This is a genomic window from Rhodococcus sp. P4_F3_2 (assembly GCF_056401335.1).
Genome location: NZ_JBFUJN010000038.1, coordinates 23,727 through 35,014 on the forward strand (window position 1 = coordinate 23,727; position 11,288 = coordinate 35,014).

The 11,288-nt window shown below is 57.6% G+C and carries 17 protein-coding genes and 1 pseudogene; 8 read left to right on the top strand and 10 right to left on the bottom strand.

The features are described from left to right. Positions 1–611: 611 nt before the first annotated feature. Positions 612–773, bottom strand: coding sequence for a hypothetical protein (locus AC1DWA_RS28260; RefSeq protein ID WP_397524568.1), 162 nt, complete (start codon positions 771–773; stop codon positions 612–614). Positions 774–1,198: 425 nt separating this feature from the next. Here AC1DWA_RS28260 and AC1DWA_RS28265 point away from each other — a divergent pair, with 425 nt between their 5' ends. Together AC1DWA_RS28265 and AC1DWA_RS28270 are read left to right on the top strand one after the other, a co-directional pair. Then, positions 1,199–1,762, top strand: coding sequence for a hypothetical protein (locus tag AC1DWA_RS28265; RefSeq protein ID WP_477847880.1), 564 nt, complete (start codon positions 1,199–1,201; stop codon positions 1,760–1,762). A gap of 186 nt (positions 1,763–1,948) precedes the next feature. Next, positions 1,949–2,428: a TIR domain-containing protein gene (locus tag AC1DWA_RS28270; protein ID WP_477847882.1), complete on the top strand. Its 480-nt coding sequence runs from the start codon at positions 1,949–1,951 to the stop codon at positions 2,426–2,428. 13 nt (positions 2,429–2,441) lie between these two features. Here the strand turns inward: AC1DWA_RS28270 and AC1DWA_RS28275 are convergent, their stop codons facing one another. Next, on the bottom strand, positions 2,442–2,564 hold the full coding sequence (locus AC1DWA_RS28275) for a hypothetical protein (protein WP_397524571.1): 123 nt from the start codon (positions 2,562–2,564) through the stop codon (positions 2,442–2,444). 40 nt (positions 2,565–2,604) lie between these two features. On the opposite strand from AC1DWA_RS28275, the gene AC1DWA_RS28280 reads away from it, so the two are divergent. From AC1DWA_RS28280 to AC1DWA_RS28295, 4 genes are all read left to right on the top strand, one after another. Continuing rightward, positions 2,605–3,834 (top strand): toll/interleukin-1 receptor domain-containing protein, encoded by a 1,230-nt coding sequence (locus AC1DWA_RS28280; RefSeq protein ID WP_397524572.1) that lies wholly within the window; start codon positions 2,605–2,607, stop codon positions 3,832–3,834. After that, positions 3,834–4,487 carry an SLOG domain-containing protein gene (locus AC1DWA_RS28285; RefSeq protein WP_477847902.1) on the top strand — a complete coding sequence of 218 codons (654 nt, stop codon included), beginning with the start codon at positions 3,834–3,836 and terminating at the stop codon, positions 4,485–4,487. The genes AC1DWA_RS28280 and AC1DWA_RS28285 overlap by 1 nt, the downstream gene beginning before the upstream one ends. A gap of 228 nt (positions 4,488–4,715) precedes the next feature. After that, entirely contained in the window at positions 4,716–5,297 is a 582-nt protein-coding gene (locus AC1DWA_RS28290; protein ID WP_397524573.1) for a TIR domain-containing protein, read from the top strand. After that, positions 5,294–5,863, top strand: a complete 570-nt coding sequence (locus AC1DWA_RS28295; RefSeq protein WP_477847885.1) for a hypothetical protein — start codon at positions 5,294–5,296, stop codon at positions 5,861–5,863. The genes AC1DWA_RS28290 and AC1DWA_RS28295 overlap by 4 nt, the downstream gene beginning before the upstream one ends. Here the strand turns inward: AC1DWA_RS28295 and AC1DWA_RS28300 are convergent. The 6 genes from AC1DWA_RS28300 to AC1DWA_RS28325 form a co-directional block, all read right to left on the bottom strand. Beyond that, on the bottom strand, positions 5,839–6,330 hold the full coding sequence (locus AC1DWA_RS28300) for an HIT family protein (RefSeq protein WP_477847887.1): 492 nt from the start codon (positions 6,328–6,330) through the stop codon (positions 5,839–5,841). The genes AC1DWA_RS28295 and AC1DWA_RS28300 overlap by 25 nt on opposite strands. Continuing rightward, positions 6,327–6,833 (bottom strand): TIR domain-containing protein, encoded by a 507-nt coding sequence (locus tag AC1DWA_RS28305; protein ID WP_477917356.1) that lies wholly within the window; start codon positions 6,831–6,833, stop codon positions 6,327–6,329. Before AC1DWA_RS28305 ends, AC1DWA_RS28300 begins: the two co-directional genes overlap by 4 nt. A gap of 181 nt (positions 6,834–7,014) precedes the next feature. Continuing rightward, positions 7,015–7,239 (bottom strand): hypothetical protein, encoded by a 225-nt coding sequence (locus AC1DWA_RS28310; protein ID WP_397524577.1) that lies wholly within the window; start codon positions 7,237–7,239, stop codon positions 7,015–7,017. An 82-nt stretch (positions 7,240–7,321) separates the two neighbouring features. Next, a complete protein-coding gene (locus tag AC1DWA_RS28315; RefSeq protein WP_477847891.1) occupies positions 7,322–8,014 on the bottom strand; it encodes a hypothetical protein in 693 nt (230 codons plus the stop codon). A 137-nt stretch (positions 8,015–8,151) separates the two neighbouring features. Continuing rightward, positions 8,152–8,676: a DUF4238 domain-containing protein gene (locus tag AC1DWA_RS28320; protein ID WP_477847893.1), complete on the bottom strand. Its 525-nt coding sequence runs from the start codon at positions 8,674–8,676 to the stop codon at positions 8,152–8,154. A gap of 150 nt (positions 8,677–8,826) precedes the next feature. Next, positions 8,827–9,246 carry a DUF4238 domain-containing protein gene (locus AC1DWA_RS28325; protein ID WP_477847895.1) on the bottom strand — a complete coding sequence of 140 codons (420 nt, stop codon included), beginning with the start codon at positions 9,244–9,246 and terminating at the stop codon, positions 8,827–8,829. Between the two features lie 147 nt (positions 9,247–9,393). Here AC1DWA_RS28325 and AC1DWA_RS28330 point away from each other — a divergent pair, with 147 nt between their 5' ends. Next, entirely contained in the window at positions 9,394–9,792 is a 399-nt protein-coding gene (locus tag AC1DWA_RS28330; protein WP_477847897.1) for a YunG family protein, read from the top strand. Here AC1DWA_RS28330 and AC1DWA_RS28335 read toward each other — a convergent pair. Then, positions 9,737–9,937, bottom strand: a pseudogene (locus AC1DWA_RS28335) (maleylpyruvate isomerase N-terminal domain-containing protein); the annotation flags it as partial. The gene AC1DWA_RS28330 and the pseudogene AC1DWA_RS28335 sit on opposite strands and share 56 nt — an antisense overlap. Before the next feature lie 314 nt (positions 9,938–10,251). Here AC1DWA_RS28335 and AC1DWA_RS28340 point away from each other — a divergent pair. Beyond that, a complete protein-coding gene (locus AC1DWA_RS28340; protein WP_397524581.1) occupies positions 10,252–10,575 on the top strand; it encodes a hypothetical protein in 324 nt (107 codons plus the stop codon). A gap of 69 nt (positions 10,576–10,644) precedes the next feature. On the opposite strand, the gene AC1DWA_RS28345 is transcribed toward AC1DWA_RS28340, so the two are convergent. Next, positions 10,645–11,100, bottom strand: a complete 456-nt coding sequence (locus AC1DWA_RS28345; protein WP_477847899.1) for a hypothetical protein — start codon at positions 11,098–11,100, stop codon at positions 10,645–10,647. Positions 11,101–11,288: the final 188 nt, after the last annotated feature.

Genomic DNA, 11,288 nt, shown 5'->3' on the forward strand with positions numbered 1-11,288 from the left:
CCCGCTGGCGCGGGGATGCGCCAGGGCCCGGCCCCAACCCACGTGCGGTGTCCATATCCCATTCGGTCCTGCTATATGGGGCTACCCGACGCTGATCCGTCCGCACGTGAAGAGGCGCCGCTCTCGTCAGTAGAGCGGGGCCTCGACCGCGACGATACCCAAAGTTTTTACTCCCACGAAGGAGCCCGCCAAACTTCCGGAAGTGGACTGCCGGGCCGGATAAGCGGAGGCCGGTCCGACCCGCCGTGCGTACCGAACCGTTGGACTGGACGGTGCGCGGTTCGGAGCGTCCGCCGGAAGGGACCACCTGGTAAGCGGACCCACCGCATGGGATCACGGGCGGGACAGACTCCTGCTTCGGGTTTTGCGGTCTCTTTTTCGGCTCGAGTTCGTCCGTGGCTAAGGCATGGAGTTCGGCCGCAGTGAGTGTCCCGAGTGGAGATCCGTCCGCGAGGGACGTCTCGACTCTAACCGCTGTACCAACATGTTTACTTCGTGCGACTCGAAACCGCAATTAGTGAGCAGCGCCGAGATCGGCCCGCGTGCACCGCTCTCCGACGCTATGTCTGAAGTTTCTGGGAGGCGCCGATGAAGTCGCGGTTATACGCGCCTCAGGGGGCGCCGTCGCCATGCTCGCAGACAGCACCGAGAGTGCTGCGCACGCGGATCCGTCCGTCCGAGAGGGTGTAGGTAGCACCGACGATGGCATATCTGTCGCTGCTGATCTTGTCGGCGATGATGCGGGGCGCTGCGTGATTGTCCGTACATTGCATACTGGACGGTCTTCAAAGTATCCGTAACTTTCGGTATCTCTGATAGGTATGTACACGACTACGGCGAAACGGGCGTGCGGTGAAAGACATTCAGATCGACGGCAACGGTGAGATGCGGTGCGGGAACTGCGGCAGCAGGAATTGCTTCACCGAGAAGCGCACGCCTYGGGCCAGGTGTGGCTGCGGTTGTTGCTGATGAGTTTACCCCGTTGGTGACGAAGAAAAAGATGAAGTGTGAGGTGAAACTTGAGTGCAACGACACTGGCTCCGCGAGGCCGTTCACCGGGCCCGCGCCGGCGAAGTGCCCGATCGATTGCGCAGTGACCTGATGCCCCCCAATTTCGGGTGGTCGAGGAGTCTCGGCGAACATCGGTGGGATTTGGAATTCTAGTCTTTGAAGTGATGGATAAGAACCTGGAGGGTGTATGGCTTTCTATACAGTTGATTCTTTTCGACAACGTGGTCTCGTCGGGGCAGGAACGCGCAGAGGTGCAGAACAGCATTTGTCGAAGTCAATCCAGGCTTCTGCATTCGACCATTTTGACGTTTTCCTGAGCCATAGTTTCCTAGACGCTGAAGTTGTTTACGGCGTCGTCAGGGTGCTGGAAAGCCAAGGCCTGTCGGTGTACGTCGATTGGATTGTTGACAGACAGCTTTCCAGGGAAAACGTGTCTTCCAGTACGGCCGGAATTCTGCGCAGCCGAATGAGGCAATGTAACTCGTTGATTTTTGCTGTCTCGGACGGCTCGCCCGCATCCAAGTGGATGCCGTGGGAGTTGGGTTACTTCGATGGCATGCGTGGGGATCGAATCGCAATTATGCCGTTGGTTTCTCACGCGGGTGCCACTGGCTTTCCTGGACAGGAGTATCTCGGCTTGTATCCAGCAGTTGAGGCAGACCAGTTTGGATCTCCGAAATTGAGCAGACAAGATGGTGGGGTAGTGGCTTCGGCAGGGATGTCGTTTGCCGGATGGGCAAAGTCGAGATGAAACCTGTCGATGAAGCGCAACCGATCTAGCGATTACAGTGCGAATTACTTCGTTCGTTCGTGGATTCCTGTCGTTGTAAGTTTGAGAATGAAAATGGCGGCCGGGTCCCGGATCTTGGGACTCTTGCCTAATAATTTATGGATGAACTGCTAAATTTTTTCCCGCATGCATTAAGGAGTGGTAACGATGGCAGTATTTTACAGCTTTCACTATGATCGAGATTCTCGTCGAGTTCAGCAGGTGAAGCAAATGGGGGCATTGGAAGGGCAGAAACTGCTCAACTCTCAAGGGTGGGAGACTATAAAGCGTGGCGGTGATAAGGCGATCGAGAATTGGATCGCTGAGCAGATGGCATACAAAACAGCCGTTGTTGTTTTGGTGGGTGCTGAAACTGCCGGTCGTCGATGGGTAAAACATGAGATAATCAAAGCGTGGAATGATAAACGACCGCTCGTGGGAGTGCGCATACATGGGCTCGCGGACCCTCGGGACGGGACGGATTCACCAGGTGCGAATCCATTCGCCGCTGTGCGTTTGGAGGGCGGAGGATCACTCGCCGACTACATCACGCTCCACTCGCCAGTTGGTTCGAACGGTTCTGAAGTTCATGCCAGTATTGCCGCGAATCTGCCTTCCTGGGTGGCAGGTGCTTACAAGCGTTCGTGACTACTGATCGGGATCAATGTGATTCGAGGTAGTAGTGCTTGCGGTAGGTTTCGAGGAGGATGATGTGTCCGTGGGCCGGCGTGTCCTCGTTTCGGTGATACAGATCTTGGACACGCTGTCCTGCAGTTTCGTGCATTCCGGGATGGAAATTAGTTCGGTGAGTTGCCGGCTGCCTAATGGAGCTCGATGACACGCAAAAGCTTGCGAGTGACCGCTTGGTCTCGACTGTGATTCTGGATTGTGAGGATCTGAATATGGCTGTTACGTACCGGGTGCGGGTACTGCACGTTGATCGGCCGGAGTGGTTTGCAGCTTTAGGTCAAGCTGTGGCGGCCGAGCTCGAGGTGATCGGTATGCATCAATCAGTGGTAGTTGACCTGTCTGAGACGGCGTTGACCGCAGCATCCGCGCCTTCATTGGTCGTCGTTTTGGTCGGCCCGATGTCGAAGTCGAACCTTGCATTATCATCGGAGGTTTCTGAAGCGGTGCAGGACGGGCAATTGGTTATTCCTGTAGTTGACGACCTTCAATCTTTCAGTTCTCAGGCTCCGGATTCGGTCTCCGCCTACAACGGATTCGAGTGGAGCGGCCATCTCCCCGAACAGCGGTTGGCCCGAATTCTACTGGAGCAGTTGGGCATCGAAGACCGCGATCGTATGGTGTTTCTCAGTCACAAACGGTCAGACGGATTGGGGGCGGCAGAGCAACTGCACGATGTACTTGCGAAACAGCGGTTCGTTCCGTTCATCGACAGATTTGCAATTCCTTTCGGCGCAGAGGTTCAGCGGGAGATCGCCGATGCCCTCGAACAGTTTGCGTTCCTGCTGCTATTGGAGACTCCAGATGCCCACCTCTCGGAGTGGGTCTTCTACGAAATCGACTATGCGTTAAGTCATTCCATGGGGATACTTATTGTTCAGTGGCCGAACAACCCTTCGACGATTCCAGGCAGTGACCGGCTCCCGCGGTACACGCTTGAAGAGTCCGACGTAGTCAAGGATGACCATGGCTACGATGTGCTCGCTCCGGACGCGCTGGACAGGTTGATGCGCGAGATCGAAAAATCGCACGCGCACGGGATTGTCCGCCGCCGCCGAATGTTGGTGAGCAATGTGGAGGAGGCGGCTGAGACCGGGGGAGGAACTTGTATTTCGCTGAAGGATTGGATGTTGGATGTTTCGAGCTCGCGTGGACGGTCCATCGTGGCGATCGCACCCCGCCTACCGATCGCGACTGACCTGCAAAGCCTCGACGAGACGCGGGAGCAGATCGCACCAGAGGCCACCGCAGTCCTTGTTCATTCCAGCCGCCAATTGCGCGAGCCGAGGAGAGCGCATCTCGCTTGGGTGACGGGTGGGCGTAGTCTTGAGCTGGTCCCGGGAAATGCGATCGGAGCGTATTGGTGATGCTCGACGAATCTGTCCGAAGTTCACTCCTGGAGGGCAAATCTGTATTTCTCTCTGCAAGTATCCCGGACCCTGCTCGATGGCAGGGCGATTTCGATGCACTTGAAATAACCGATGCAGTGGTCGCAGTTGGGCGGGAGATTCTGAGTGCCGGGGCACAGTTGGTCACAGCTGCGCATCCAACTATCGCACCGCTACTTCTCTATGTCGCGGCAGAGTTACCCCCCGCCGACGATCCGCGCGTAATCGTGTATCAGTCGCGTGTGTTTGACTCAGTGATGCCGGAGGTCACGAGAAAATTTGAAGCTGATGGTGTCGGGCACCTCGTCCGCACCGATGCTGTCGATGGCGAACCGCCAGATCCTCGACAGGCTCCGCGAAGCCTTGCTCTTATGCGTAGGCAGATGCTTACGGACACCGGGCCAGTTGCTGCGATCTTTATTGGTGGAATGGAAGGTATTCCCATAGAGCACAGCGACTTTGGTGATCTAAATCCCGGAAGGCCAACCTACTCGCTCGGGTATCCAGGTGGTGAAGCTCGAAATCTGGTACCTGAATCTGTTCCGCAACTTCGGTCGCTGTTATTGGACGGCTCCGTATATCCTGCGATTGCTCGCGCGATAGTCAGTGATATTGCTCAGCGTGACGCCTGATCCAAACGCGTATTGAAGGAGGTATCACTATTGCTGTGAATGTTGCGGAGTTAGTCGCGCCAGCGGGCACCTACCACTAAACCTGGGCCAGCATGATCCGYGACATACGTGGTCGTGTACATTGATTCCTTTGAGAAGCTGATCTCTCAGATGTTGTGCGCATTAGACCTATTGGCCTAGCTGTCACATCATTTTCGGCGGGTTACCTGAAAGAGGGTTTCGTACTTCGTGGCGTCCTACTACACAATGGCTGATTTACGGCGAAACGCTGGCGGTTTGACTGCCAGTGCTGCGCGTCAGTCGTTCAAGTCTTTCGATGCGTTATCCGGTCGATACGATATCTTCCTCAGTCATAGCGTGCGTGATGCGGTCGCGATTGCGGGTCTGCGTAACCTCCTGCTCAATCAAGGATTGAGCGTGTACGTCGACTGGATCGACGATCCTCAGTTGGACAGGGAACAGGTCTCGGCGACAACTGCGGGACAGCTGCGCCAGCGTATGCAGAACTCCAACGCATTGGTGTATGCAACATCGAGGGCCTCCGTCCAGTCTCGTTGGATGCCATGGGAACTCGGGTACTTTGATGGATTCAAGGGTGCGGACCAGGTGTCCATCTGTCCGATCGAATCAAGCGACCAAAGTGTATTTGACGGGCAGGAATACCTCGGCCTCTACAAGGTGATCGAGAAGGTAAACACAGGCCGTGGTGTTGAACCGTACGTGGTCAATCGCATCGATAGGATGCGGGCTGAATCTTTGAGGTCGTTCGTCGCCGGACAGTCCAATTTCATCAGTTTGTCTCGCTCATGAACCCTGTGAGTAACGGCAATGGCAGCAGCGCAGGCCCCGTCGATCAACTCGACCACCACAAGCACATGGACTACGTCCAAGGGGTGATCACCCGGTTGGCCACCAATTCCTTCCTCCTGAAGGGGTGGGCTCTGACCGTGACCGTAGCGCTACTCGGATTCGGTGCATCGAGAAATCAGATGGCGTTGGCCGCCTTAGGCGTGATCCCGGTATGCGCTTTTTGGTTCCTCGACGCCTATTACCTCCGCCAGGAACGCGCCTTCCGTGACCTGTACCGCGCCGTTGCTGATCAAAGTGTGAGTGGATTCAGTCTCGACCAGTCGTCATATCTTGTGGGAAACGGACGGTGGGGAACAGCAAAATCACCTAGTCTCAGCGCGTTCTATGGGCCGATGGCCGGCGTGTGTCTGATTGTCGCCGCTGTTCTAGCAATGACAAACAGCACCACCCCACATGAGACAGGCAGCACCGCCCCACGTGAAACGCCGGCGCTGGACTCTGGCCCCGGCATCACCGAGGTCCAAGAGCTCCCTTCCCCCGATCAGCCTTCGTGCCCGAACGGCTGAGGAGCATCGTCAACTTTCAAGTTGAAGTCGTCCGGTAGATTGCGACTCAACACACTCTGCAACGCATCGAGAGAAGCCGACGGCCAGTTCATGTCCGGAGGCCACAACCGCGGCATTCTGTCCCCACCGCTCCGCGGCACGACATGGATATGTAGATGTTCGACGGTTTGGCTAGCAGCGTGACCATTCGACTGAATGATGTTCATACCTGGTGTGGCGGTAACCTCATGAACCGCTCGGGCGACTCGACGAGTGGCATCGGCAAGAGAGTAGCCGATTGCTTCGTCAATGTCCCAGATAGTCGAAACATGTTGCCGCGGAACGATCAACGTGTGTCCCAGAACCGCCGGATGGTCAGGAAAGAACGCGACGACAGTACTTGTCCGTAAAACCTCCCGAGCCGGGGCGTCTCCAGCCACTATCAGGCAGAACGGACAGGTTTCGCTGAGGGCAGTCCCATTGGTCATGGTTGCTTGTATCCGTTGTCTGCCCAGTTTGCAATATTGGTCTTGATGGCATTGTAGTTATCCGAGCTACTCGGATAACTCTTGCCCGTAAAGGCTGCGGGATCATAAACAGGCACGAAATCAGCGTACGTTTTCGAGCTATCGGAGAACCCGAAAGACGTGAACGGGTTCAGCCCGGGGGCGTCCGTATACCCCGACGAATCTTTGAGGCCGTGGATCCTGATGCCGAGCAACGGTTTTCGCATCATCCAGGCGCGCCGGATCTCGTATTGGACGAATTTCCGAGAGCCCGTTTCATTTCCAACCAGCACAATCACAGCCTTCTTGTAGTTCATCTGCTGGTCGATCCAAGCGGTTACGGCAGCCTCGCCAGTTCRCCTCACCTCTTCCCACTTCTGATGAGTGAGCTCAACCTGTCCATCCAGAGCGCCCATCTGGAGAACTTGCTGTACGCGCCAGTAGTCACGCTGGTAGTGGAAACTGACGAATGCGGACTTTGTCATACCTTTTCCTATCAAGATTGGGCAGATCACTTTGAAACGGAGGGAATTCGAGCTTAGTGAGGGCGGAGAGCGACATCGAAAGGAAACCTTGGGCCACCGACCAGTATAACGAGACAGAGTGAAATCCAATACGACAGCTCAGCCAACACTTGAGCGAGCGTTCTGCTCTGACGTGGGGCCGCTAGAAGGGTGTCGGCGTAGTGAGAGGTTGATAGCGGAAACGCCACACCCGCAGTCGCTGCGCGGAACGCAACTGCTGGAGCGCGTCGCTGCCCATCGGATTCTGAGGCCGTCCCTCCGCAGCTTTGGCTAGGCGGGTCCATACCCACTGATCGAGATAGCCAGTCGGGCGCTGCAATTGGCGTAGGGAAGGCCGGGAAACCATACCGGGAAGTACTCCATCCATCACTAATATCCTTCCCCGAATTCCGTGTGATCGTATGTCAAGTATGCAGACGGTGAGAGCTCCGCAGTAATCACGTTGCCCTCTAATGCTCTTGCAGCAACAAGAGTGCCTTGGCGAAGTAGGTCACGGCGAAGCGTCTACGCATGCCGTGCCATGCCTGATCACCCTCCTTCAATTCATCCGCCAGCCTGCTCGTCGGGCTCACGCGCCCGACCTTTCGTCCTTTCCTCAGCTCCCGGTCTCGCACTTCTTTCTCCGCGTGAGCATCCTCGAGGATTTTGAACTCTGAACCGGACAAGGTGGAGGCAACGACCAGGCGCCACAGACCGCGTGCGGTGCGTTGACGGATCAGAGGTTTGATCCCCTCGAGGGTGCTATCGGAGAAAGGTTGAACCAGTGCAATTGCAGTCATCACGGCATCGGTGAGCCTGCGAGCTTGGTAGTCATGATGGCCGCCGGTAAGTGACTGCCCTGGCACGCTGAAGGCGAGCTGTTTCGCATCTCCAGCGGCATTCTCGGGTAGGCGCAATCGTAGCTGCACACCGGACTTCGGCTGTCCGCGATCTGCTGGAGCGGGATAGCGCATCACCGTCGCAATATGGGTCAGCCGATTGTCGCTGTTGTCATAGTCTCCGCCGGATCGTCGTCGTTGATTCTCGATGTACTCAGCCAGAAGTTGTCGAACCGTCGCATCACGCGAGAGCCCGCGGTGTTCTACCACCTGGTCGAGTGCGTCGGCGGCGCACTGAGGAATCCGAACATTCGTCTCCAGCATGAGTGGATTATCCGTCGCTATTCAACAGTCTTGATCAATGCGCGGTGCCGGCATGCTTGCACCATCTGACCTGGGGCGATGACAGGCCCCTGCGCGGCGGTGACGTGTGTCCAGAGCCGCGCTGCACTTGGCGCAGGTCATGGCGTGGAAGCTGTCCAGCGTTGGAGTGGCCATTCTGGTGCGTTGAGCCCTGCCCATCGACCAGGTGGTGGGCGCAATGCCTCCCAAAAGTTTGTTGCCGTCGATCGGTCGAACGGAGGTAAGGGAGGCAGTGTCATATGGGCGGAAATGTCGCTGGAGGGTTCCTCGTAAGTGAATTCTATTGCATTGGAGGCGATTTCGAGGTTTACCGCCCGGGTCTCCTCCGAGCTGAGCGTGAAAGGTGGCCGTAAACGAAGACTTTCAGGCGTCGCAAGCAAGAGTCGGTGCGGCCCAATCGGGAACATCACTAGTGCAGCAGTGGCAAAGCCCGGCGCGGGATGGCGTTGCTGCCCCGGCCAGCCGATCAGCACGACGGGTTCGTCGCAGGTCAGTAGCGGTTGCTCAGAGGTCACGAGCCACCAGGTGCGCTGAGCCAGAAACGGGGTGATGTGATTCTTCCAAACATTGAGGGCGGTCTCGATCGCAGCTGCTTTAGGCCCGGTGTACTCAGGTTTGAGCATGATTTCGTCGATGATCTGGTGGTGCCGTGCTGGTGTGTAGTCGATCCCTGTTTCTCGACAGAGGATGGGCAGTATTACTGGGTGGTCGAGTGCTTCACGGACGTTGAACCGGTCGCGAGCACTGCTGATGTCCAGGTTTCCTGCACGTGCTCAGGGCGTGCGCTGGCTTTGAAGGCCGACGAACACGGCTAGATTCCCGCTCAGATTGGGATCGGTGATTTTTCCAGCCGCGCGATGGTCGAGCGATCGAAGCCACCGTGCAGCGGCGTCTTCAATCCTGGACATGTGCGTTTCGAACCACAGGTCCGGCTCCACGTCGGGGTCGATGTCGTCACCGACGATCTGATAGAAGAACTCGTCGTTTGCGATCGCCTCTGGAAGGTCAAGATCGCTGCGCCCTGTCGCGATTTCGGTGAACCGCACTAGCGGGCTTACGGGTCCGCAGGCCCACCGTCGCAGATACATCTGTGGGTCGAAGTGATGTATTCGTGTTCGCTGTGAATTGTTGCGTGTGCGTTCCTTGGATCGTTCGATCTCAGCGTCGCTGAGCCATTTGTTGGCACTGCCCATAGCCGATGACGATAGCGTTTGGGCCAAGCCGTTTTGCGATGTCGTTGGACCGATATGAGCCTCTGCGAGGAGGTGATGCTCGGGATCGTGCGCGATGTGTAAACCGTCGAGAGTCGCAGGTCAAGGGCTGGCTGGTAGTTTTCGTTGATGGATTCCGTCTCCCTGGTCCGGTTGACCGAAGCACTGAATGCCGCGTGGGGACCGGATACGTGCGCTCCCGAAGACGTGAAGGATTGGTCGGAGGCGAATCCTGCGCGCGGGCAGTGCGCGACTACAGCGGTGGTGGTGCACGACTATTTCGGTGGTGACCTGGTTCGCGGCGAGGTGCACGTTCGTGGTGAACGAGTGGACTTCCACTGGTGGAACCGGCTGCCTGACGGTTCGGAGGTCGATCTCACGCGAGGACAGTTTGCGTCGCAAGATAAGCTGATCGGTGGGATCTACGTTCCGCGTCCGACAGGCTGGACGCGACTCGATCATGAGTATTCGCTCCTTGCGGATCGTGTCGCTGCGCACTTGGGGTTGGCGGTCGGTGTGCAGCGATGACGATATTGCGGTCGATGAGGTGCAAGTACAGGTCGCCGATATCCCATGCGGGCACCGGCGTTGGCTGCCTGAGGTCACCTTGAGTGACCTCGGAGAGCCATTCTGCGAGGTTTTCGGTCATGGTGTGCAACATGGATACGTCCATAGCGCGCCCCCTTCGGGCAAAGCGGAGACAGCGCACTCAACCAATGTGGTCGAGGTGCTGCGACCGGCAAGGTGTGAACTACCGTCGAATGTGCAGAGAGTGGGACTTGATCGTCTACCGCGGCATCAGATTTCACAGTGCAGGCGTGTTGATGCAAACACTCGAATCTCGATCGGCAAAGGGGCCGGCCCCTTTGCCGCAGTGGGGAGGGGCCGGCCCGATGTGCCGTCAGCCTTCGAGTCGTATCGCGCCGCTGCTCGGCTTATGGTGCGTGGGTGATGGCATGCGGGGGAGGGACGCGGTGGCGTCGGTGGGTGCTGTTTGGTGTGGGCTTGGTGTTGGTGGTGGGGGCGTTCGGTGCTTTCGCGTTCGTTGGGGTGGGACGGTCTTCGTATGAGCTGTGTGCAGCCGATTCCGCTGTGGCGTTGGAGAGTGCGTCGAGGGTGTGGCTGCCGGTTGTCGGATCCTCGTGTACTTATGCGCCGTCCGACGACCAGCGCGTGGTGATGGTGGTATTCGACGGTGCGGCGTCGGCGTTCGCTATCGCCGGGTGGGTGTTGATTGGTGCGGCGTTCTATTCGCGGCGGCGACAACCACCACCTGAACCCACGTGGTCGATGCCGGTTGATCGGGGATAGAGGCGGGTTTTTGTCGCGTGCGTGTGGTGGATCTCGGTGAGCTGCGCGCTCGGCTAACAGCGGCGCCGTTTAGTCGGTGAGCACCAGCAAGGAAACTTTTGCTTGGCCTGTCCGTGCGAAGGTGGCTTCGTTGATCAGCTCGCTCAGTGCTTGTGCGCCGTAGTTCGCCATTCGTTGGGTGGCGAGTGGTGTTCGTCCGCGTGCTGTCACGACTTTTCCGGCGAAATCAATTGTGTCGGTGATGGTGAGGGTTGATTCGTAGTCGGATGTGTTGCCGCCGTGGGTGTTGGCGATTCTGTCCGCGACGAGGTTCACCGTCTCTTCGGGGAACGGGAAGCTGGCGACGATTGTGGGAGTGATGTCTGCGGGATCGCCGCGCGGAACGAGCTCGGACGGTTCGGAACTGAAGGAAATGGCTAGTGATCGGGTGAAGGCGATCGTTTTCGTCCACCACAGCGAGCCCAGTACAACAACCATCACGGTGAGCACGATCAGTGTGTGATGGCGATTGATGTAACTCCTCATCTGTTAGTTGTACAGTGCGCAGCCCCGGTGCCACCGTTAAGCCTGCCACGGGGTATCGCGCCTGGTGCTCGGGAGTGGTGCGGGCGTCCCGGTGTGCGCTTTGTGTCTTTGAAATGCGGTGATGGCATGTCCCGGGGTGGTTGTTGGGGGTGTGTGGGGCGCCGGCGGATTTAGGTGCCGGCTGCGGG

Bases quoted from the DNA above. Each gene is read 5' to 3' on its own strand.
- AC1DWA_RS28260 (WP_397524568.1), bottom strand. From the start codon at position 773: ATGCAATGTACGGACAATCACGCAGCGCCCCGCATCATCGCCGACAAG.
- AC1DWA_RS28265 (WP_477847880.1), top strand. From the start codon at position 1,199: ATGGCTTTCTATACAGTTGATTCTTTTCGACAACGTGGTCTCGTCGGG.
- AC1DWA_RS28270 (WP_477847882.1), top strand. From the start codon at position 1,949: ATGGCAGTATTTTACAGCTTTCACTATGATCGAGATTCTCGTCGAGTT.
- AC1DWA_RS28275 (WP_397524571.1), bottom strand. From the start codon at position 2,564: ATGCACGAAACTGCAGGACAGCGTGTCCAAGATCTGTATCACCGAAAC.
- AC1DWA_RS28280 (WP_397524572.1), top strand. From the start codon at position 2,605: ATGGAGCTCGATGACACGCAAAAGCTTGCGAGTGACCGCTTGGTCTCG.
- AC1DWA_RS28285 (WP_477847902.1), top strand. From the start codon at position 3,834: ATGCTCGACGAATCTGTCCGAAGTTCACTCCTGGAGGGCAAATCTGTA.
- AC1DWA_RS28295 (WP_477847885.1), top strand. From the start codon at position 5,294: ATGAACCCTGTGAGTAACGGCAATGGCAGCAGCGCAGGCCCCGTCGAT.
- AC1DWA_RS28300 (WP_477847887.1), bottom strand. From the start codon at position 6,330: ATGACCAATGGGACTGCCCTCAGCGAAACCTGTCCGTTCTGCCTGATA.
- AC1DWA_RS28310 (WP_397524577.1), bottom strand. From the start codon at position 7,239: ATGGATGGAGTACTTCCCGGTATGGTTTCCCGGCCTTCCCTACGCCAA.
- AC1DWA_RS28315 (WP_477847891.1), bottom strand. From the start codon at position 8,014: ATGCTGGAGACGAATGTTCGGATTCCTCAGTGCGCCGCCGACGCACTC.
- AC1DWA_RS28320 (WP_477847893.1), bottom strand. From the start codon at position 8,676: ATGCTCAAACCTGAGTACACCGGGCCTAAAGCAGCTGCGATCGAGACC.
- AC1DWA_RS28325 (WP_477847895.1), bottom strand. From the start codon at position 9,246: ATGGGCAGTGCCAACAAATGGCTCAGCGACGCTGAGATCGAACGATCC.
- AC1DWA_RS28330 (WP_477847897.1), top strand. From the start codon at position 9,394: ATGGATTCCGTCTCCCTGGTCCGGTTGACCGAAGCACTGAATGCCGCG.
- AC1DWA_RS28345 (WP_477847899.1), bottom strand. From the start codon at position 11,100: ATGAGGAGTTACATCAATCGCCATCACACACTGATCGTGCTCACCGTG.